Source organism: Solimonas marina (assembly GCF_012241385.1).
GTDB lineage: Bacteria > Pseudomonadota > Gammaproteobacteria > Nevskiales > Nevskiaceae > Solimonas > Solimonas marina.
Genome location: NZ_JAAVXB010000004.1, coordinates 245419 through 266753, shown reverse-complemented (window position 1 = coordinate 266753; position 21335 = coordinate 245419). Strand labels below are relative to the sequence as shown.

Here is a 21335-nt window from a genome sequence, read left to right as displayed (position 1 = left end):
GAGCACCGGCAGAGGCTTGGGACCCGGCCATTGTAACGGTGCCACGCGCCGGTCAGGGCGATCTCAGTGACCGAAGATATCCTTCAGCCACTGCATCGGCCCTTGCGTCTGGTTCGCCTGCGCCGAGCACGGCGCCCATTCCTGCGGTCCGGAGTTCTGCAGATACGGCACGGTGACGGCGTCGTAGCAGTTGTCGTCGGCGCGCAAGCCACTGTCCGGGTCGATCTGGACTTCCTCGACGGTCGGCGGTGGCACATTGTCGATGCTGCGCACGTGGATATCCTTCATCACCCGCGACCAGACCTGCAGCGCACCGGTGGAGCCGGTCAGCCCGGTCGACTGGTTGTCGTCTCGACCGACCCAGACGACGGTCACGCGGTCGGCACCGAAGCCGGCGAACCAGCTGTCGCGGTAATCGTCGGTGGTGCCGGACTTGCCGGCGACCACGGTGTCCGGCGACAGCTGCGTATAGGCCGAGCGGCCGGTGCCGATCGTCATCACCTTTTCCATCGCCCAGGTGATCAGGTAGATCGGCCCTTCCGCAAACGTCTGCTTGAGCTGCAGCGGGAAGCGCTGCAGCGGCTTGCCGTCCTTGGTCTGCACCTCGCGAATCGCCGACGGCGATGACTGGAAGCCACCCGACGCCAGCGTGCCGTACATCTGCGCGATCTGCAGCGGCGAGGCATCGACCGCGCCGAGGAAGATCGACGGCAGCGCTTTGGCGTCGCCGTCATAACCGGCCTGACGCATGGTCTTCAGCACATTGGCCGGGCCCAACGCCAGGCCGAGACGCACGGTCGGCAGATTGATCGAATGCGCCAGCGCGTTATAGAGGTGCTGCGGGCCGTGCAGCTTGCGATCGTAATTGTGCGGCGACCAGACCGGCGCGCCCGGCATGCGCAGCTCGATCGGCTCGTCGTCGATCATCGTCTCGAGGTTGTACTGCTCGGGATGCTCGAGTGCGGTCAGATAAACGAAGGGCTTGGCCAGCGAACCGATCGAGCGCCGCGAATCGAGCGCGCGATTGAAGCCCGGGAAGCGAACGTCGCGACCGCCGACCAGCGCCAGCACCTCGCCGCGATCGGCGCTGGTGACGACGCCGGCGCCTTCCAGAGTACCGGGCTTCATGCGCCGCTGCTTCTCGATCTCCGGCAGCTCTTCGACGATGCGGTTCTCCAGCGATTCCTGCACGCGCGGATCGAGCGTGGTGAAGATGCGCAGGCCCTCGTTGGTGAGGTCCTCGTCCTTGTAGTCGTTTTCGAGCTGGCGCTTGACCAGATCGACGAACGCCGGATAGCGCTCGGCGCCGCCGCCACGACCGCCGGCAACGCCAAGCGGCAGGGTGATGTCTTTCTTGTACTCGGCGTCGCTGATCAGGCCTTCATCGCGGAACACCGACAGCACCAGGTTGCGGCGCGCCAGCGCATGCTTGGGATAGCGCCGCGGGTTGTAGTAGGTCGGTCCCTTGACCAGGCCCACCAACAGCGCAATCTCCTGCGGCCGCAGCTCATTGAGCGGCTTGTTGAAATAGAAGTGCGAACCCAGCCCGAAGCCGTGAACGGCGCGATTGCCATCCTGGCCGAGGGCAACCTCGTTCATGTAGGCCTCGAGGATCTGGTCCTTGCTGTAATGGCTTTCGAGCAGCATCGCCATCAACGCTTCGTTGATCTTGCGCGTGAAGGTCTGGCGGTTGCTGAGGAAGAAATTCTTGATCAGCTGCTGGGTCAGTGTGCTGCCGCCCTGCACCACGTGCCCGGCACGCAGATTGGCGATGCTGGCGCGAAAGATGGCCTTGAGGCTGATGCCGGAATGCTCGTAGAAGCCATGATCCTCGACGGCGACCAGGCCCTTGGCCAGCATCGGCGGCACGTCGCTGAGCTTGATCAGCACGCGATCCTCGCCCTGCTTCGGATAGATGCTGCCGATCAGCATCGGATCGAGACGGACGATGTCGAGGTCCTTGGACGAGTCGAGATCCTTGAGCGCGGTGACCAGGTCGCCGCTGAAATCGACGCTGAGCCGCTCCGGCGCCTGAACACCGTCCCAGAAGTCGAAGCCGCGCACATATAAGTCGACATGCTGCGCACCACCGACATAGGTGCCGGTGTTGCCCAGCGTCGCATCCTGGCGATAGCCGAGGCGCTGCAGCTCGTGCACCAGATCGTGGGCATTGATGCCCTGCCCGACGTACAGCTCCTGTGGCGCCGCATAGACCTGCGCGGGCAAGGCCCAGCGCGCACCCGCGAAGCGGTCGCGAATCTCCTTGTCGAGCTTGAGCAGATAACCGGCGAACAACACGCCACCGATGCTGATCGCCAGCACCAGCACGGAAATGACGCCGATCTTGATGGAGCGGGAATTGACGGCCATAAGGGTCGGGAGTTTAAAGGAATTGCGCACGCGGGCGGGATCACCTGTCGGCCGCACGACAGGCGCGGGTCACACTCGGGCTCGACGGCCAGCGTCTTGCGCTCATGACAACCGTCACAGATCCGTCATCTTTCGGCAAAGGACTCGTCATACAGCTTGTTCAGACTTCGCTCGCCTTGAGTCGGGGGGCTAGCTCGGCCAGGCCAGCTGCAAAGCAGCTCGACGCCAATCATCGAAGGAGTTTTCTGAACATGCGTGACAATCTCACCGCGGTCGCCGCGGCCCTCGCCCTGGGTGCGGCCAGTTTCGGCGCGCACGCTGCCGCCGATACCAAAGTCGGTGGCAAGATGTACTTCGACCTCACCGACAAGTCCGAAAAGCTCGGCGGTGACAAGACGGACAACAGTGGCTACGGCGTCGACGTTCCGCGCTTCTATCTGACGGTCGATCACAAGTTCGACGACATGTGGTCGATCAACCTGACGACCGACTTCAACTACAGCTCCACCGACGGCAAGTCGCAGCTGTTCGTGAAGAAGGCCTATCTGCAGGCCGCCGTCAATCCGCTGTTCAAGGTCCGCGCCGGTTCGACCGACATGCCGTGGATTCCGTTCGTCGAAAACCAGTACGGCTTCCGCTACGTCGAGCCGACCACGATCGACCGCCTGAAGTTCGGCAACTCGGCCGACTGGGGCGTGCATGCCCTGGGTTCGAACGACTACATCGACTATGAAGTGTCGGTCGTCAACGGCAAGGGCTACAGCAACGTCAGCGGCCGCAGCAAGCGCATGGACGTCGAAGGCCGCCTGGCCGTCACGCCGGTCGCGGGCGTGACCGTTGCCGCCGGCTTCTATAACGGTGCGCTCGGCAATGAAACCGAATCGACCGATGCCGAAAACACCGCTCAGCGTTACGACGGCTTGATCTCGTACGTCGGCAACGGCCTGCGTATCGGTGGCGAGTACTTCGAAGCGAAGAACTTCAGCGCCACGGCGATCACCACCGGCCCGCAGGACAAGGCGACGGGTTTCTCGACCTGGGCGTCCTATGACCTGTCCGACGCGATCGCGGTCTTCGCGCGCTACGATCAGGCCAAGCCGAGCAAGGATCTGGCGCCGGACACCAAGCGCAAGTACGCGAACGCTGGCGTTCAGTACAAAGCAGCCAAGGGCATCTCGTTCGCTGCGGCCTACAAGTTCGACAAGCTCGACACGGGCGACAGCGCGACGACGAAGAAGCTCAACGAATTCGGCGTGTTCGGCGAATTCAAGTTCTAAGTCGGCCGACGCCGACCGGCGTCACGAGGGCGGGTCCGCAAGGACCCGCCCTTTCTTTTTGCCCGAAATACACGACCGAGCAAAAAGGCCGCGCCCTAGCGGGGCGCGGCCTGCGTGCATGCATGCGTCATCCTCTTGCAACAGATTCGGTGCCCATCTGGGCGAAACGCGATCTCACCTGCTGCGGGAGACGTGACGTCCGGCCGTCGACACCGACAGCCGCTTCAGTTCGGCTGCTGCCCGACCCAACGCAGGAACGCTCGGCGCTCGTCATTGCTGGCCTGCTGCCACCAGCCCTGCATCAGCAGCAGCCAGTCCTTGTCGCCCTTCGCTGTGGGCGCCGCGGCCGACGGCGGCACGACGGCCGGCACCGGCGGCAGGGCGCGGGGCATCGCGGCAGGCGGCGCCGCATCGGCAGCCGATCCGGTCGCCGTCGGCCGCGGCGGGATGTTCTCAACCGAGGTATTACCGGCGCTCACTTCGCTCTTGCTGTGCAGCATGTCGCCACCATTGAGCTGCGCCAGAATGCCGCCGTTGAAAGTCACGCCACTGTCCGCAGACTCGGTGCGCTGTCCCGAGGCCTGGTCTTCAATCCAGCCGTGGAAGTCCTTCGCCAGCGTGCGCGCGTCCTGGTAATTGGCCGGATGCGGGTAATCGATGCGGTAGGTGTGCCCAGCCACGGCATCGACACTGAAGCGCGCCGGATCGGAGCGCAGGGCGCCAGCGTCGTCACGCTCCCAGAATTCGCGATAGAACACCAGCAGGTCGTAATGCCCGGGCAGCAGTTCCAGGCGCTTGTCGCCAGCCGCCATGCCGCGCGCGCCGGGGACGTCGGCGCCATTGATGGTGGCCACCTCGAGCTGCTCGGGCATGGTAATGACCGCCACATCGGTTGCCGCACGCGACGGACCGTTGTAGAGGCGTACGTCCGGGCTCGCGCAGGCGGCCAGGCTCAGCAGCGACGCGGCGGTCGCGATACGGGTCAGCTTCAGCATCTTCACTCCACGGGACGGCGTCCGCGCCGTGCGTCGCGCCCCATCAAAAAAGGCCGCGGCAATGCCGCGGCCCGAGAAATCGACTGGACGGATGCCGTCTCAGCCTTGCGTGATTTCCTTTTCCGCCGCCTCGAGCGACAAGTGACGAATATCCTTGCCCTTGACGAAGTAGACGACGTACTCGGAGATGTTCTTGGCGTGATCGCCGATGCGCTCGAGCGCACGCACGCACCAGATGATGTCCATGACCCGGCCGATGGTGCGCGGGTCTTCCATCATGAAGGTGATGCACTGGCGCAGCAGTGCTTCGTACTCGCGATCGACATCGCGGTCCTGGCGGGCGACGTTGAGCGCGGCGTCGGTATCCATGCGCGCGAAGGCGTCGAGCGCATCGCGCACCATCTGCGAGACCTGGCGCGACAGATGCTGGACCTCGCGCATGTTTTCGTGGATGCGCTCCTGCGACGCCAGGTCTTTGGCCATGCGCGCGATCTTGCCCGCCTCATCGCCGATACGCTCGAGGTCGGTGATGGTCTTGATGACGGCGTAGACCAGACGCAGGTCGCTGGCGGTCGGCTGGCGACGCGCCAGGATGCGCGAGCACTCTTCGTCGATCGAGACTTCAAGCTGGTTGATCTTGAAGTCGTTGAGATTGACCTGTTCGGCCATGCCGGCGTCGAGGTCCATCAGCGCAATCGTCGCGTCGACGATCTGCTGCTCGACCAGACCGCCCATCGCCATCACGCGCTGGCGGACGTCCTCGAGCTCGGCGTTGAACTGACTCGAGATGTGTTGGCGAAAGCTCGTCTTGTCCATGGGTTCTCGTTGATGGGACTGTCGGCTGCGACGCAGATCGCAAATATTAAAGACTATCGGCGTGATCGGTGTCCGCCGTTGTGCCGGCGCCCCGACGGGCGCGGGCGCGCGAAGGCGAGCACTCTGCGCGTGATAGATGACGAAATGATGACAGACCGCATGCAGTTGCGTGAAAAGGGGCTTTTTGCAGGAACGACCCCGCCGGGACGGGTCGGAGACAGGCAAATTCCGGCTTTGCAACGAAACTGTAAAAGTCCCGGACTACCCTTGCGCCGCTCATCGACGATCCTGTCCTTTTTCTGGAGCATCCTAGTGACCATTCGCAAGACCCTCGCGCGTGTCGCTCTGGCCACGGCCGGTGCGGTTTTCGCCACCTCCGCCATGGCCGCCGACATCTCGGGCGCCGGCGCCACCTTTCCGTACCCGATCTATGCCAAGTGGGCGGACGCCTACAAGAAGGAAACCGGCATCGGTCTGAACTATCAGTCGATCGGCTCGGGCGGCGGCATCAAGCAGATCAAGGCCAAGACCGTGACCTTCGGCGCGTCGGACAAGCCGCTGAAGCCGGAAGAGCTCGACGCCATGGGCGCGATCCAGTGGCCGATGGTGATGGGCGGCGTCGTGCCGGTCGTCAACATTCCGGGCATCAAGCCGGGCGAAATGAAGCTCGACGGCGCCACGCTGGCCGACATCTACCTCGGCAAGATCACCAAGTGGAACGACGCGGCCATCGCCAAGCTGAACCCGGGCGTGAAGCTGCCGAAGATGGCGATCGCCGTCGCGCATCGCTCGGACGGTTCGGGCACGACCTTCAACTTCACCTACTACCTGGCTGACGTCAGCCCGGCGTGGAAGAGCGATGTCGGCGTCGAAGCCTCGGTCGAATGGCCGGTCGGCATCGGCGGCAAGGGCAACGAAGGCGTTGCGGCCACCGTGACGCAGACGCAGGGCTCGATCGGCTACGTCGAGTACGCCTACGCGCTGCAGAACAAGATGACCTACACGGACATGGTCAACAAGGACGGCAAGACCGTCGCGCCGAGCAGCGATACCTTCGCGGCCGCCGCGGCCAATGCCGACTGGTCGAACACCAAGAACTTCTACCTGATCCTGGCCAACCAGCCGGGCGCCGACAGCTGGCCGATGACCGCTGCGACGTTCATCATCATGTACAAGAAGCCGGAAAGCGCCGCCGATTCGATGACGGCCCTGAAGTTCTTCGACTGGGCGTACAAGAACGGCCAGAAGATGGCCGGCGAACTCGACTACGTGCCGATGCCGACCAGCGTCATCGAGCTCGTCGAGAAGTCCTGGATGGACAACATCAAGGAAGGCGGCAAGTCGATCTGGAACTAAGCCTCCAGCTTGATCCCTTGAGTCACGAGCGGGAGAGGGCGACTGCCCTCTCCCGCTTCGTCTCACTACAATGCCCGCTTCCAATCCCAGAAACGAACCCTGGAGTGCCGTGAATACCGTCGCCAGCACCACAGCCGGTAGCAACTCCTCGGCGCTCAGCCGCAACAAGCTGCTCGACAATCTGCTGCGCATCCTGACGCGCAGCGCCGCCATCGCCGTGCTGGTGATGCTTGGCGGCGTCATCCTGTCGCTGATAGAGGGCTCATTGCCGGCCCTGAAGACGTTCGGCCTGTCGTTCGTCCACACCGAATCCTGGAATCCGGTCACCGAGAAGTTCGGCGCCGCTGCGCCGATTTACGGCACCTTGATGACCTCCTTGATCGCCATGCTGATCGGCATCCCGCTGAGCATCGGCATTGCGATCTTCATTACCGAGCTGTGCCCGCCCAAACTGAAGCGCCCGATCAGCACCGCGATCGAATTGCTCGCTGGCATTCCCAGCATCATCTACGGCATCTGGGGCCTGTTCGTGCTCGCGCCGCTGCTGCAGAAATATGTGCAGCCGGTGCTGATCAACACCTTTGACGGCGTGCCGGGCCTGCAGAACCTGTTCGCCGGCCCGCCGTACGGCATCGGCATTCTCACCGCCGGCCTGATCCTCAGCATCATGGTGCTGCCGTTCATCACGTCGATTACCCGCGACGTGTTCGAGACCGTGCCGCCGATGCTCAAGGAATCGGCCTACGGTCTCGGCTGCACGACTTGGGAGGTCGTGCGTCACGTCGTTCTGCCGTTCACCAAGACCGGCGTCATCGGTGGCGTCATGCTCGGCCTCGGCCGTGCACTCGGCGAAACCATGGCCGTGACCTTCGTCATCGGCAATGCACATCGCATCAGCAGTTCACTGCTGGCGCCGGGGACCACGATCTCCGCCAGCATCGCCAATGAATTCACCGAAGCCGACGGCGAGCTGTACACCTCGTCGCTGATCGCCCTCGGCCTGATCCTGTTCGTGATCACCTTCATCGTCCTCGCGGCGGCCCGCCTGATGCTGGCCCGCATGCGCCGCGCGGAGGGCAAATGAACAACCTCGACATGACGCTGTACCGCCGTCGCCGCCTGAAGAACCGTGCGGCCATGGTGTTGTCGGTCGGCGCCGCCGGCGCCGGCATGGTGGCGCTGGTGTGGATTCTCGCGACCCTGTTCCTGAAGGGCGCGTCCGGTGTCTCGCTGAGCGTGCTGACGCAGATGACGCCGCCGCCAGGCAGCGACGGCGGCCTGCTCAATGCCATCTTCGGCAGCGTCGTGCAGACGCTGATCGCGACGCTGATCGGCACACCGGTCGGCATCCTTGCCGGCACCTACATGGCCGAGTACGGACGCAACACCAAGCTGACCATGGTGGTGCGCTTCATCAACGACGTGCTGCTGTCGGCGCCGTCGATCGTCGTTGGCCTGTTCGTTTACGAAATCATGGTGCAGCCGATGGGCCATTTCTCGGCCTGGGCTGGCAGCGTCGCGCTTGCGATCCTGGTCCTGCCGGTCGTCGTACGCACGACCGAGGACATGCTGCTGCTGGTGCCCGACAGCTTGCGCGAAGCGGCCAGTGCGCTCGGCGCACCGCGTTGGATGGTCATCCAGCGCGTCTGCTACCGCGCCGCCCGCGCCGGCCTGATCACCGGCACGCTGCTCGCCGTGGCGCGCGTCAGCGGCGAAACGGCACCGCTGCTGTTCACCTCGCTGAACAATCAGTTCTGGAGCACGAACATGAACGCGCCGATGGCCAATCTGCCGGTCGTGATCTTCCAGTTCGCGCTGTCACCGTACGAAGACTGGCAGCGCCTGGCCTGGGTCGGCGCCCTGCTGATCACCCTCACCGTTCTCTTCCTCAACATCATCGCCCGCTCGCTGTCCAAGCCCAGCGGGGGCGAGCGATGAACGACCATGCGCCCGGACAATCGACTACCATGCAATCACGTCCCAACGTCGAACTCATGAAGACCGAGCTCTCAGATCCCGTGGCCGAAGCGCTGCGCGAGAAGGTTTCCGTGCGAAACCTGAATTTCTTCTACGGCGACTACCGCGCGCTGAAGGACATCTCGCTGCCGCTCTACGACCGCAAGGTGACGGCGTTCATCGGGCCGTCCGGCTGCGGCAAATCGACGCTGCTGCGCATCCTCAACCGCATGTATGACCTCTACCCCGGCCAGCGTGCCGAGGGAGAAGTACTGCTCGACGGTGAGAACATTCTCGATCCGAAGGCCGACCTGAATTTGCTGCGCGCGCGGATCGGCATGGTGTTCCAGAAGCCGACGCCGTTCCCGATGTCGATCTACGACAACATCGCGTTCGGTATTCGCCTCTACGAGAAAGTGCCGAAGTCGGAGATGAACGACCGCGTCGAAGACGCGCTCAAGCGCACCGCGCTGTGGGATGAGGTCAAGGACAAGCTGCAGTCGTCCGGCCTGGGCCTGTCCGGCGGCCAGCAGCAGCGCCTGTGCATCGCGCGCTCGATCGCCGTGCGTCCGTCGGTACTACTGCTCGACGAGCCGACCTCGGCACTCGACCCGATCTCGACGGCCAAGATCGAAGAACTGATCTACCAGCTCAAGGTCGACTACACGATCGCCATCGTCACCCACAACATGCAGCAGGCCGCCCGCGCCGCCGATTTCTCGGCCTTCATGTACTTGGGCGAACTGGTCGAATTCGGCACCACCGACCAAGTCTTCACCCACCCGCGCGAACAGCGCACCGAAGACTACATCACCGGCCGGTTTGGGTGAGAAAGAACTAATTGCCTTGAATGGCAATTAGTTCTTTCGAACGCCCGGCCATGGAGCGTTTGCTCACCGCCAGACATGACGCAACGTCATGCCGAGTGCCGCCATCACTGGGCTGGCTTTCAATCAAGCACTGAAGCCGAGCCGGCCCAGGCGAGAACGCGGCCACTGATCGCGGCTGCTGTCGCCCTCACCGTCCCCTCGGCTCACTTACAGCGATAGCACGCTTTACCGCCGGCAAGACTCGCCCCCTGTTGCTGAGATCTCGACGGGCGCCCGTTTGGCGGCCGTTCGGCAGATCCCGCGAAGCTCGGCAAGGCGCCTCACCGTCCGAAATCGACGACGCCGCCGAGCGCTAGGCGCCGGAGCGCGTCTCGTTCGGGATCGCCGCCGGCGCCGCGCCCGGCGCGACCTGCACCCGATGTACGGGAAAGCGGCAGAAGAAGGTCGAACCGACGCCCGGCTCGCTGTCGATCTCCAGGCGCGAGTCGAAGGCTTCCAACGCGTGCTTGACGATCGACAGGCCCAGGCCGGTGCCGCCAGACGCCCGTGAGCGGCCGACATCGACGCGGTAGAAGCGCTCGGTGAGTCGCGGGATATCGTCGGCCGAAATACCGATACCGGTATCGGCGACGGCAAACCGGGCACTGCCGTCGTCGAGCTGCGACCAACTGACGCGAATCACACCACCGGGCGGCGTGTAGCGCACGGCATTGGTCATCAGGTTGATGATGATGCTGTGGAATTCAGCTTCGCCACCCAGCAGCAGCAAGCCGTCGCTGATGTCGTGCTCGAAGCGGTGCTGGCCCTTGGACACGGCGCGCGCTTCCTCGATGGCGCGGGCGATCAGCGCCGGCGCCGGCAGCAGCTCGTCGGTCATGGCCGCGCGGTCGGCTTCGAGCCGCGCGAGCTTGAGCATGTCGTTGACCAGGGCCTCCATGCGCAGGGCCTGATTGCGCATCTCGACGATCGGTGACTGCCAGGCGCCGAGCGGGCCGGCCTGCTGCGCTTCGGCGTCCATCAGATCGAGATAGCCGCGCAGTACGGTCAGCGGGGTGCGCAGTTCATGCGACGCGTTCGAAACAAAGTCACGGCGCGCCGCTTCGAGCTGGCGACGCTCGGAGATGTCGCGGACGATCAGCAGCTTCTGGTCGTTACCGTACGGAATGATGCGCAGTGACAGCATCCGCGTGCGATTCAGCGGCGACGGCGCTTCGGTTTCGTGCTCGAAATCGCCCTGCTCGAAGAACTCCGTAAAGCTCGGATGGCGAATCAGATTCGGGATGCGAATGCCGAGATCCTGCGGCGCGCGCAGCCCCAGAAGCTGGCGTGCCGCGGTGTTGAACCACGAGATCTCGCCGCGGTCGCCGAGCACCACCGCGCCATCCGGCAGCGCTGCGGTCGACGACTGGAATTCGGCGAGCATCAGCGCCAGACGCTTCTTGCGCTTGCGGTTCTTGCGCTGCAGATCGATCAACAGATCGAAGACTTCGCCCCAGATGCCGTGCGCGTCCGGGAGGAAATAGCGCTTCGGCGCCATCAGCCACGCCCGCAGGCGCACCAGCTGGCGCATCTGCAGCAGCACGTAGGGGATCAGCAGCAGCAACGCGCCGAGTGCCGGGTGCCCGAACGGCGCCCCGCAGATCAAGCCGATCGCGACGACAATCGCCACCCGCAGAAAGATCTGCCCGAGCAGCTTCAGGTACGGCGACATATCGGAATTACGGGGTGTCGGCTGCGGGTCCGGCACGGCGAACATCCAGGTTCGGTCGGCACAGCTTCAGAGAGCCTGCGCCGCGCTTGCGGGGATCTGGCGGTAGCGGCTGCTTTCAGATTTTCTCTGAAAAACGATAGCCGGAGCCGCGCACCGTCTGCACCATCTCATCATAGCCGAATGGCTCGAGGGCCTTGCGCAGGCGGCGGATATGCACATCGACTGTGCGCTCCTCGACATAGACGTTCTGGCCCCAGACGCGGTCCAGCACCTGCTCGCGCGAATAAACACGCTCAGGATGGCTGATGAAGAAATGCAGCAGGCGATATTCGGTAGGGCCGAGGTGAATCGGCTGACCCTTGGCCGTGACACGTTGGCTGGCGGCATCGACTTCGAGACCATTGACTGCCAGTTTTTCTTCCTCGCCACCCGGCGTCGCGCGTCGCAGTACGGCCTGGATGCGCGCAATCAGTTCGGGATACGAGAACGGCTTGGAGACATAGTCGTCGCAGCCGACGTTGAGTCCGCGAACCTTGTCTTCTTCTTCGACCCGCGCCGTAACCATGATCACCGGGATGTCACGTGTCGTCGACTGCGATTTCAGCTCCCGCGTCAGTTCGACACCGGAAATGCCGGGCATCATCCAGTCCATCAGGACCAGGTCCGGACGCTCGTCGGCGATCCGCAAACGGGCGGTCTGTGCGTCACCGGCCTCGACGACGCGGAAGTGCGCGCGCGTCAGCGCGAAACGCAACATTTCGCGAATCGGCGCCTCGTCATCGACGATCAGGATCAGTTTGCCCTGCATGTCTCTTCAACCTTCACTTTTGTCATGCCGCCAGCATATGAACAAACGGTGACGTTTCAATGACATCGTCCAGATTCATTGTCAGAAGCTATTGCATGCATTTCGACAAATGCTTTGACCTATCAAAGCCTGCTCCTTAGCATGCGCAGCCCAAGCCCCCATATAGGGAGCTCACACGTTCCGCACGGACCGTCCCTGCCTGCCGGCTTCCGGCAGCCATCGCGGCCCGCATGACCAGAGATGCCCATGAGCAACCAGCACCACCGCCTCATCATCCTCGGCTCCGGCCCGGCTGGCTATACCGCCGCCGTCTATGCGGCCCGCGCCAATCTCAAGCCGACGCTGATCACCGGCCTCGAGGTCGGTGGGCAGCTGATGACGACGACCGAGGTCGACAACTGGCCGGGCGACGTCGAAGGTCTGATGGGTCCGGACCTGATGGCGCGCATGCAGCAGCACGCCGAGCGCTTCGACACCCAATTCGTTTACGACCACATTCACGCGGTCGACCTGCAGAACCGGCCGTTTCGCCTGACCGGCGACCAGGGCGAATACACCTGCGACGCGCTGATCATCACCACCGGCGCCAGCGCCAAGTATCTCGGCCTGCCGACCGAACAGTCGTTCCGCGGCAAGGGCGTGTCGGCCTGCGCCACCTGCGACGGCTTCTTCTACAAGGGCCAGGAAGTGGCGGTCATTGGCGGCGGCAACACCGCGGTCGAGGAGGCGCTGTACCTCGCCAACATCGCCAGCAAGGTGACCGTGGTCCATCGCCGCGACAAACTGCGTGGCGAGAAGATCCTGCACGACAAGCTGTTCAAGAAGGAGCAGGAAGGCAAGGTCGAAATCGTCTGGGATTCGACGCTCGAAGAAGTGCTCGGCGACGACTCCGGCGTGACCGGCATGCGCATCAGGAACCTGAAGGACGACTCGACGCGCGACATCGCGCTCAAGGGCGTGTTCATCGCCATCGGCCATTCGCCGAATACGGCGATGTTCGAAGGCCAGCTGAAGATGAACGGCGGTTACATCACCGTGCATTCCGGCAGCAATGGCGACGCGACGGCGACGTCGGTGCCGGGCGTGTTCGCTGCCGGCGACGTCATGGACCACGTCTATCGCCAGGCGATCACGTCGGCCGGGACCGGCTGCCAGGCGGCGCTCGATGCCGAGCGCTATCTCGACAAGCTCAGCGAAGGCTAAAGCGCGACAGCGCCACCCCTGCGTCACCGACGCCCGCGGCCCCGGCCGCGGGCGTTTGCATTTGTGACATCTGCCTTTGGCAGTGTGACGCCGGCGCGGTGATAATCGGCGAATGACGACCAACGTGATCGCCCATGGCTGAGCCGGCTGGCAAGATGCGCCTGTACAGTGCCCTGCCCTCGCCGTACTCGCGGCGCGTGCGCGTGCTCATCGAAGAACTGGGCCTGAGCGAACAGGTCGAGGAGGTCGAAATCGACCCCTACGATCCGCCGGCCGATTTTCTCGAGCTCAATCCGCTGTCGAAAGTCCCGGTGCTGATCACCGAGGCCGGCGAGCCCCTACTCGACTCCAATCTCGTCAGCATCTATCTGCTGACGCGCGGCCACGGCATTGCGGCGCTGCCGAGCGGTGCACGGCGCTGGGGCGCCTTGCGACGCCAGTATCTGGCCGAAGGCATCATGGATGCCGCCGCCGCATCGACCAACGAGAAGCGCCGACCGGAAGGCATCATCTATCAGGTCTTCCTCGATCGGCAGGCCGCCGCGATCCAGCGCGCCATCGCACGCCTCGATGCCGAAGCCGGCGAACTGCTGCAGGAAACACCGACCACCGTCGAGATCACACTCGGCTGCGCGCTCGGCTATCTGGATCTGCGCATGCCCTATCTGGAATGGCGCCGCGGCCACGACGCACTCGCCGCCTGGTACGCAACATTTTCCGAGCGGCCGTCGATGCTCAAGACAGCCTCGCAGGGCGCATGAGGGCACTGATCGTCGCGGCCCTGCTGCTGTCACTGAGCGCCTGCCTGGGCGGTGGCTCCATCCGCCCAGATCCGAAGAACGACGCGACACGTCGCGAGATCGTGCTCGACGCACTCGGCCAGGTCGGCCGCCCGTATCGCTATGGCGGCACCACGCCGTCGGGTTTCGATTGCAGCGGGCTGGTGCAGTACGTATTCGCGCAGAGTGGTGTCAAGCTGCCACGCACGACGCGCCAGCAGCATGCCGACGGACGCGTGGTCGACATGGATGACGCGGTGCCGGGCGACCTGCTGTTCTACAGCTTCTCAGGCCACGGCATCGATCACGTGGCGATCTACCTCGGCGACGACGAGGCCGTGCATGCGCCGGCGACCGGGCGCAATGTCATCGTCGCCAGCGTCCACCTGAAGTTCTGGCGTCAGCATTTCGTCGACGCCGTGCGCGTGCTGCCCTAGCGGCGGCAGCACGCGCTTCACGGTTTTAGTTCGAAGCCGACATCCAGGCCTTGCGAATATCGCGGCCGCAGACCGCCGAATCGACATAGGCCGACTTCGACAGCTTCTGCCGCGCGACCAGACCGTAGGTCTTCTTATCGGCCGAAATCCACGGATAGAAGCCCATCAGGCCCGGACTGCTGAACGCGCCGTCACCATTCGGATCATCTTCCACCCAATGATTGATGCTGTAGTGCCAGGCCCAGGGCGCGGGGCTGTAGCTGGCGGTCGAGCATTTGGTGCAGACCGGATCGGCGCCGAGGAAGTCGTGCATGCGCAGCTTGCCGGCCAGGATCTTGCGCAGGAACGCACCGTAGGCCGACGGCGTGCCCTGCATGCCGCCCGCCGGTGACGGCTGCGCGTACGACAGCTTGATGTCGCGGCCGATATAGCCCATCACCTCGTTGGTGAACTGCTGGGCATTGTCGCCGCCAAGACCGAGGATCTGCGCCAGCTTCTGGTCATGGCCGCCGCTGTAATGAAAGCGGCCGACATCGGAGCTGACCTGCTCGCCGTTGTCACGCTTTTTGAGGCAGTCGTCCGAGGTCTTGCTGAACAGGCACAGGAACGGATTGAGCTTGGTATAGCCCGAGCGCATTTCAAGGAACGACAGCTGCTCGGCGGTCGGTTGCTTGCTGCCGAGCTTCTGCAGCACATAAGCGCCCCACACGAACTTCGACGCCGACGCCAGCTTCATCTCGGTATTGGCGTTGTACTCGGTCCCGATCGAGCCATTGGCCAGCACGCCGTTGACGTCGCCGATTTCCCAATAGAAGTCGCCGATCTTCTTGCAATCCTCATCGTTCTGCGCCGCATTGCGCGCCGCGTCCGTACGATCGGCGGCATAGGCTGCTGGCGCCATAACGGCCAGCAGGGCAACGACGGCGAACAGCTTGCGACAGGCGCGGCGCTCAGCGTTCATGACGACTCCTCTCATCGCTTAGGGGAGCCCCGACGGTATCGGGGCGATCGGCGAAAAGCTATCAGTCAGAACTGACTCAGCGCTTTCGCCGACCGCCGCCCGTGATGCCGCCCCGACGGGCGGTCGTGATCAGCCGACGATGATGCGCCCGGCGTCCGGGACGCCGCCCAGCAGCAGCTTGTTGAGCCGCTTGACGAAGGCCGACGGATCGTCGAGCTGCCCGCCCTCGGCGAGCTGCGCCTGACCGAACAACAGCTCGCCGAGATCGGCGAAGCTGTCGTCGTCCTTGACCGTCTTGAGCTTCTCGACCAAAGGATGTGTCGGGTTCAGCTCGAGGATCGGCCGCGACGCGGGCGCTGCCTCACCGGCGCGCTTGAGCATCTCCTCGAGCCGCCGCGACAGCGCGTACTCGCCGGCGACCAGGCACGACGGCGATTCGGTCAGGCGCGACGACAGGCGTACCGCTTCGACGCGCTCACCGAGCACCTTGGTCAGGCGCTCGACGACATCCTGGTACTCGCCTTCGAGCCGCGCCTTTTCCGGCGTCTCGATCTTCGATTCCAGATCCTTGGACGCGCGCGCCACTGATTCGAGCTTCTTGCCCTCAAACTCGGTCAGATGGCTGACGACCCACTCGTCGATGCGGTCGGTCAGCAGCAGCACTTCGAAATTGCGCGCACGGAAACCCTCCAGGTGCGGGCTGTTGCGCGCCGCCGCCAGCGTGTCGGCAGTCAGATAGTAGATGCCGTCCTGCTCGGCCGGCATGCGCGCGACATAGGCTTCGAGGCCGACATCGGCCTTGTCCGGCGATGCCGTCGAATGAAAACGGCAAAGCTTGGCGATGCGCGCCTGATTGGCCTGATCCTCGACCAGACCTTCCTTCAGCACCGGGCCGAAGGTCTGCCAGAAGGTCGCGTAATCGTCCGGGCGATTGGCCGCCATGTCGTCGAGCAGGTCGAGCACGCGCTTGACCAACGCGTTCTTGATCTTTTCGACCGTGCGATTGCCCTGCAGGATCTCGCGCGAGACATTGAGCGGCAGGTCCGGCGTGTCGACCACGCCGCGCACGAAGCGCAGATACGGCGGCAGCAGCTCGGCCGCCTTGTCCATGATGAAGACGCGCTTGACGTAAAGCTGCACGCCGCGCGACTGCTCGCGGTCCCACAGATCGAACGGCGCGCGCGCCGGAATGTAGAGCAGCGAGGTGTACTCGATCGTGCCCTCGACCTTGTGATGGGCATAGGCCAGCGGCGCCGTGTAGTCGTGCGTCAGCTGCTCGTAGAACTGTTTGTAGTCCTCGTCCTTGAGCTCGGACTTCGGCCGCGCCCAGAACGCGCGCGCCTGATTGATCGTTTCGATCTCGCCCTTGTCGTTGGCGAGCTTGATCGGCAGGCTGATGTGATCCGAATACTTGCGCACCAGCGCCGACAGGCGCATCGGCTCGAGGAATTCCTTGTCGTCGTCGCGCAGGTGCAGCACCACCTCGGTGCCGCGGTCGGTCTTGTCCGACGGCTCGATCGTGAACTCGCCCTGGCCGTCCGATTCCCAGCTCACGGCCTCGGCGTCGGCGCGCTTGGTCCGCACCGTGACCTTGTCGGCGACGATGAAGGCCGAATAGAAGCCGACGCCGAACTGGCCGATCAGCTGCGAATCCTTCTTCTGGTCGCCGGACAGCGATTCCATGAACTTGCGCGTGCCGGAGCGCGCGATCGTGCCGAGATTGTCGATCACGTCGTCGTGCGACATGCCGATGCCGTTGTCCTTGATCGTCAGCGTGCCGGCGTCGGCGTCCGGAATCAACTGCACCGCCAGCTCGTCGCTACCGAGCAGCGAGGCGTCGGCGATCGCCGCGAAGCGCAGCTTGTCGCAGGCATCCGAGGCATTGGAGATCAACTCGCGCAGGAAGATTTCCTTGTTCGAGTACAGCGAGTGGATCATCAGCTGCAGCAGATGCCGCACCTCGGTCTGGAATTCGTGCTTCTGCGGGCCCGTTTCGACCGTCATCGTCGTCTCATCCTCATCGTGATTTGCGAAAGTGACGGCGTTGTAGAGGCGATCCGGTCACTTTTCAAGGGCTTGCCGCACCACTCGTCGGAAATGTGCCTCAATCCAGGGTTCGCCGGTAGAAGCGCACGGCCATCGTCATCACCACCAGCGTGAACACCGCCAGCGGCCAGATGTCCGGCCACAGATCCAACCAGCCGTTGCCCTTGAGGACGATGCCGCGGATCAGGCGATTGAAATAAGTCAACGGCAGCACGCTGGCGATCCATTGCGCCCACTGCGGCATGCCGGCGAACGGAAACATGAAGCCGGACAACAAGATGTTCGGCAGAAAATAGAACATCGTCATCTGCATCGCCTGCAGCTGGTTCTTGGCCAGCGACGACATCGCGATGCCGACCGTCAGATTGGCGGCGATGAACAGCAGCGCCGCCAGATAGATCGCGATCACGCTGCCGACGAACGGCACGCCGAACACCCAGCGCGCCGCGAGCAGGATAATGCTGGCCTGGATCAGGCCGATGACGATGTACGGCACGATCTTGCCGCTCATGACCTCGACCGGCCGCACCGGCGTCGACAACAGGTTTTCCATCGTGCCGCGCTCGCGTTCACGGGTCATCGCCAGCCCGGTCATCATCACCAGCGTCATCGTCAGGATCACGCCCATCAATCCCGGCACGATGTTGTACTGGGTGATGCCTTCCGGGTTGTAGAGCCGGTGCACGCGGATCTCGAATGGCGGCTCGCCGCCGGCCAGCGGCGCCAGCGGCCCGCGCAAATCCTTTTGCGCGACCGATGACACCAACTGCGACACCGTCGACAGCGCCATGCCGGTCGCTTGCGGATCGGTGGCGTCAGCCTCTAGCAGCACTGCCGGCCGCTCGCCGCGCAGCAGGCGCCGGGTGAAATCGGCCGGAATGTTCAACACGAACTGCACGCGCCCGCGCGCCAGGGCATCGCGACCGGCCTGTTCGTCCGGCAGGGTCTCGGTGATGTCGAAGTACGATGAGTTCTGCATCGCCGCAACCAGGCTGCGCGTGAACTCGCTGTGGTCGGCGCTGATCACCGCGGTCGGCAGATGGCGCGGATCGGAATTGATGGCGAAGCCGAACAGTGCCAGCTGCACGATGGGAATGCCGACGATCATCGCGAAGGTGACCCGATCGCGACGCAGCTGCAGAAACTCCTTGAGCACCACGCCCCACCAGCGCGCAAACGAGAAACCGCTCAGCGTCATGAGCGCCCCCCGGCATAGTTGTCGGTCGAGCGCTTCATCAGGTGAATGAAGACGTCTTCGAGCCCGGTGTCGATACGCTCGACGCGCAGACCCGGCCGCGACGCCAGACGCTCCAGCGTCGCCGCCAGCAGCGCCGCATCGGTGCCAGTGACGTGCAGCACGCTGCCGAACACCACGGTCTGCTCGACGCCGGGCTGGCCGCGCAGCGCGGTCGACAACTCCGACAGCCCCTCGCTGTGCACGGCATACGTCGTCAGCCGCTGCTCGGCGATGACCTGCTCGCCGGTACCCTGCACCAATAGCTTGCCGTAGGCGATGTAGGCCAGTTTGTGGCAGCGCTCGGCTTCGTCCATGTAATGCGTGCTGACCAGCACCGAAATGCCGTCGGCGGCGAGCCGGTGCAGCTCCTCCCAGAAATCGCGGCGCGCATTGGGATCGACGCCGGCGGTCGGCTCGTCGAGCAGCAGCAACTGCGGCTGGTGCAGCATGCAGGCTGTCAGCGCCAGGCGCTGTTTCCAGCCGCCGGACAGCGAGCCGGTCAGCTGCTTGGCGCGCGTCGCCAAGCCGAGCCGTTCGAGCGCGGCATCGACCACGCGACGGCGATCGGGCATCTCGTAGAGCCGCGCGACGAAGTCGAGGTTCTCGCGAATCGTCAGGTCTTCCCAGTACGAGAAGCGCTGCGTCATATAGCCGACCCGGCGCTTGATCTGCGCCGACTCGCGAACGATGTCGTAGCCCAGGCAAGTACCACCACCCGAGTCCGGCGTCAGCAGCCCGCACATCAGCCGGATCGACGTGGTCTTGCCGCTGCCGTTGGGGCCGAGAAAACCGAAGATCTCGCCGCGCCGGACCTGCAGCGACAAATCGTCGACGACCTGCTTGTCGCCGAAGCGCTTGTTCAGACCGTGGACGTCGATCGCCAGCGCATCGCTCACGGCCGCGTCACCGACACCGGTTGCCCCGGATGCAGCGCAGCGGCATCGGCCGGCGCCGGCCAGGCCTCGACCATGAATACCAGCTTGGCGCGCGTCTCGTTGCTGTAGATCACCGGCGGCGTGTATTCGGCCTGCGACGAGACATAGCGAATCGTCGCCGCGACCGGCTTGGCACAGCCGTCGCAATGCAGGGTCACGGTCTGGCCGGCATGCAACGCACCGACCACCGATTCCGGCACGAAGAAGCGGATCTTGATGTGATCGGCCGGCAACAGTCGAACCACCGGGCTGCCAGCCGCCACCCACTCGCCGGCACGGTATAGCGTGTCGTAGACACGCCCGGCGCGGAGCGCGCTCATGGTTTTTTCAGACAAGCGCCAGTTCGCTTGATCGAGTGCCGCGCGCGCCGCCTCGACCTGTGCGCTCAGCGCCGCCAACTGCTGCGCACGCCCCGGCAGCGACGCCACGGTCAGCTCGTTCTGTAGCTGACGAACGCGCGCTGCGCTTTCGTCGTCGGCCGCGCGACTGGCGTCGAACTGCGCCTGCGAAATCGCACCGCTGCCGATCAGCGCCTCGTCGCGCGCGCGCAGCGTGGCGGCATTGCGTGCCGTCGCCTGCGCTTCGGCAAGCTGCGCGCGCACGGCCGCGACCTCCGGCGGTCGCTTGCCGGTCTGCAGATCGGCCAACTGTGCCTGCGCCGCGGCCAGCTGTTGTGCCGCCTGCTGTTGCTGCGCACGCTCCGGCTGCGCGTCGAGCGCGAACAACGGCGCCTGCGCCGGCACCTGATCGCCGCGGCGCACGCTCAGCGTTTCCAGACGGCCGGCCTGCGACGAGGCGACGTCGACGAACTCGGCCTCGACATAGCCCTGGTAGGTGCTGTCGGCGGCATGGCAGCCGCCGAGCAGTGCGACGATCAGCAAGCCGGCACCGAGTCTAGTCATCTGCTTTCCCTTCGAGTTCGGCGCGGCGCTGACGCAGCGCCGCCAACGAGAAACGGGCGATATGCTCAGCCAGCTGTCGCTCGGCGCCATCGGCGTAACTGTGCGGCGCCAACTGCTCGACCAGCGGCCGCGCGAACAGATAGAACATGCACTGGCTGACGATGCTCAGCGTGCAGCGCAGGACCGTCTCCGGGTCGGCGGCCGGCCCCAGCAGGGCGGCGACGATGGTCGCCAGGTGGCGAAACTGCGGCAGCGCGATTTCACTCACCAGCATCTCCAGCGCCGAGGTCGGCGCCAGCAGCTCGCGCATCAGCAGCTTCGGCACCGCGGCGCGCTCGTCGCCGGCCAGGAAGCGGCTCAGGACCATGGCGATCGCATCGCGAAGGGTTTGTTCGTCGACATCGGCATCCGACGCCACCGGCAACGGAAACCGCTCGATCCGCGCGCCGGCCTGCTCGCGCAGCACCGCTAGATAGAGGCGCTGCTTGCCGCCGAAGTGATAGTTGATCGCCGCCACGTTGGCCTGCGCCCTTGCGGCGATGTCGCGGACCCGGGCGCCGGCGTAACCCTGCTCGACGAAGACGGCAGTCGCCGCGTCGATCAGCGCACGCCGCGTCCCATCGGCCGCGCCCGACTCGGCACCACCCTTCGTCGCGGCCGCCTGCAGCCAACGGTCATCGCGCTCGCGCATCGATATAAACAGTTGCTTTAATCAT

General features: G+C 64.5%; 19 protein-coding genes. 8 read left to right on the top strand and 11 right to left on the bottom strand.

The window, feature by feature from the left end; genetic code table 11:
• Nucleotides 1-63 precede the first annotated feature (63 nt).
• Nucleotides 64-2370, bottom strand: a complete 2307-nt coding sequence (gene mrcB / locus G7Y82_RS09530; protein ID WP_168147807.1) for a penicillin-binding protein 1B — start codon at nt 2368-2370, stop codon at nt 64-66.
• A gap of 251 nt (nt 2371-2621) precedes the next feature.
• Here mrcB and G7Y82_RS09525 point away from each other — a divergent pair, with 251 nt between their 5' ends.
• Entirely contained in the window at nt 2622-3647 is a 1026-nt protein-coding gene (locus G7Y82_RS09525; RefSeq protein ID WP_168147806.1) for a porin, read from the top strand.
• Nucleotides 3648-3871: 224 nt separating this feature from the next.
• Here the strand turns inward: G7Y82_RS09525 and G7Y82_RS09520 are convergent, their stop codons facing one another.
• Nucleotides 3872-4642, bottom strand: coding sequence for a DUF2057 family protein (locus G7Y82_RS09520; RefSeq protein ID WP_168147805.1), 771 nt, complete (start codon nt 4640-4642; stop codon nt 3872-3874).
• A gap of 99 nt (nt 4643-4741) precedes the next feature.
• Nucleotides 4742-5458: a phosphate signaling complex protein PhoU gene (phoU, locus tag G7Y82_RS09515; RefSeq protein ID WP_168147804.1), complete on the bottom strand. Its 717-nt coding sequence runs from the start codon at nt 5456-5458 to the stop codon at nt 4742-4744.
• Nucleotides 5459-5770: 312 nt separating this feature from the next.
• Between phoU and pstS the strand changes: the two genes are divergently transcribed.
• From pstS to pstB, 4 genes are all read left to right on the top strand, one after another.
• A complete protein-coding gene (pstS, locus tag G7Y82_RS09510) occupies nt 5771-6814 on the top strand; it encodes a phosphate ABC transporter substrate-binding protein PstS (protein WP_436286668.1) in 1044 nt (347 codons plus the stop codon).
• Between the two features lie 109 nt (nt 6815-6923).
• Nucleotides 6924-7898, top strand: a complete 975-nt coding sequence (gene pstC / locus G7Y82_RS09505) for a phosphate ABC transporter permease subunit PstC (RefSeq protein WP_436286667.1) — start codon at nt 6924-6926, stop codon at nt 7896-7898.
• Nucleotides 7895-8752 (top strand): phosphate ABC transporter permease PstA, encoded by an 858-nt coding sequence (gene pstA, locus G7Y82_RS09500; RefSeq protein WP_206370523.1) that lies wholly within the window; start codon nt 7895-7897, stop codon nt 8750-8752. The genes pstC and pstA overlap by 4 nt, the downstream gene beginning before the upstream one ends.
• A gap of 56 nt (nt 8753-8808) precedes the next feature.
• Nucleotides 8809-9600 (top strand): phosphate ABC transporter ATP-binding protein PstB, encoded by a 792-nt coding sequence (pstB, locus tag G7Y82_RS09495; protein WP_168147967.1) that lies wholly within the window; start codon nt 8809-8811, stop codon nt 9598-9600.
• Nucleotides 9601-9952: 352 nt separating this feature from the next.
• Here pstB and phoR read toward each other — a convergent pair whose 3' ends face one another.
• On the bottom strand, nt 9953-11356 hold the full coding sequence (gene phoR / locus G7Y82_RS09490; RefSeq protein ID WP_240954197.1) for a phosphate regulon sensor histidine kinase PhoR: 1404 nt from the start codon (nt 11354-11356) through the stop codon (nt 9953-9955).
• Nucleotides 11357-11426: 70 nt separating this feature from the next.
• Complete coding sequence (gene phoB, locus G7Y82_RS09485; protein WP_168147802.1) at nt 11427-12119, bottom strand: phosphate regulon transcriptional regulator PhoB; 693 nt, start codon at nt 12117-12119, stop codon at nt 11427-11429.
• Between the two features lie 246 nt (nt 12120-12365).
• Here phoB and trxB point away from each other — a divergent pair, with 246 nt between their 5' ends.
• The 3 genes from trxB (at nt 12366) to G7Y82_RS09470 (ending at nt 14538) form a co-directional block, all read left to right on the top strand.
• Nucleotides 12366-13322 carry a thioredoxin-disulfide reductase gene (gene trxB, locus G7Y82_RS09480; RefSeq protein WP_168147801.1) on the top strand — a complete coding sequence of 319 codons (957 nt, stop codon included), beginning with the start codon at nt 12366-12368 and terminating at the stop codon, nt 13320-13322.
• Nucleotides 13323-13456: 134 nt separating this feature from the next.
• A complete protein-coding gene (locus G7Y82_RS09475) occupies nt 13457-14083 on the top strand; it encodes a glutathione S-transferase family protein (protein ID WP_168147800.1) in 627 nt (208 codons plus the stop codon).
• Entirely contained in the window at nt 14080-14538 is a 459-nt protein-coding gene (locus G7Y82_RS09470; protein WP_168147799.1) for a C40 family peptidase, read from the top strand. Before G7Y82_RS09475 ends, G7Y82_RS09470 begins: the two co-directional genes overlap by 4 nt.
• Before the next feature lie 25 nt (nt 14539-14563).
• Here G7Y82_RS09470 and G7Y82_RS09465 read toward each other — a convergent pair whose 3' ends face one another.
• From G7Y82_RS09465 to G7Y82_RS09440, 6 genes are all read right to left on the bottom strand, one after another.
• Nucleotides 14564-15499 carry a hypothetical protein gene (locus tag G7Y82_RS09465; RefSeq protein WP_168147798.1) on the bottom strand — a complete coding sequence of 312 codons (936 nt, stop codon included), beginning with the start codon at nt 15497-15499 and terminating at the stop codon, nt 14564-14566.
• A 129-nt stretch (nt 15500-15628) separates the two neighbouring features.
• Nucleotides 15629-17503, bottom strand: coding sequence for a molecular chaperone HtpG (gene htpG, locus G7Y82_RS09460; RefSeq protein WP_168147797.1), 1875 nt, complete (start codon nt 17501-17503; stop codon nt 15629-15631).
• A 100-nt stretch (nt 17504-17603) separates the two neighbouring features.
• Complete coding sequence (locus G7Y82_RS09455) at nt 17604-18743, bottom strand: ABC transporter permease (RefSeq protein ID WP_168147796.1); 1140 nt, start codon at nt 18741-18743, stop codon at nt 17604-17606.
• Nucleotides 18740-19678, bottom strand: a complete 939-nt coding sequence (locus G7Y82_RS09450) for an ABC transporter ATP-binding protein (RefSeq protein WP_168147795.1) — start codon at nt 19676-19678, stop codon at nt 18740-18742. Before G7Y82_RS09450 ends, G7Y82_RS09455 begins: the two co-directional genes overlap by 4 nt.
• Nucleotides 19675-20619 carry an HlyD family secretion protein gene (locus tag G7Y82_RS09445; protein WP_168147794.1) on the bottom strand — a complete coding sequence of 315 codons (945 nt, stop codon included), beginning with the start codon at nt 20617-20619 and terminating at the stop codon, nt 19675-19677. Before G7Y82_RS09445 ends, G7Y82_RS09450 begins: the two co-directional genes overlap by 4 nt.
• Nucleotides 20612-21310: a CerR family C-terminal domain-containing protein gene (locus tag G7Y82_RS09440; protein ID WP_168147793.1), complete on the bottom strand. Its 699-nt coding sequence runs from the start codon at nt 21308-21310 to the stop codon at nt 20612-20614. The genes G7Y82_RS09445 and G7Y82_RS09440 overlap by 8 nt, the downstream gene beginning before the upstream one ends.
• Nucleotides 21311-21335 lie beyond the last annotated feature (25 nt).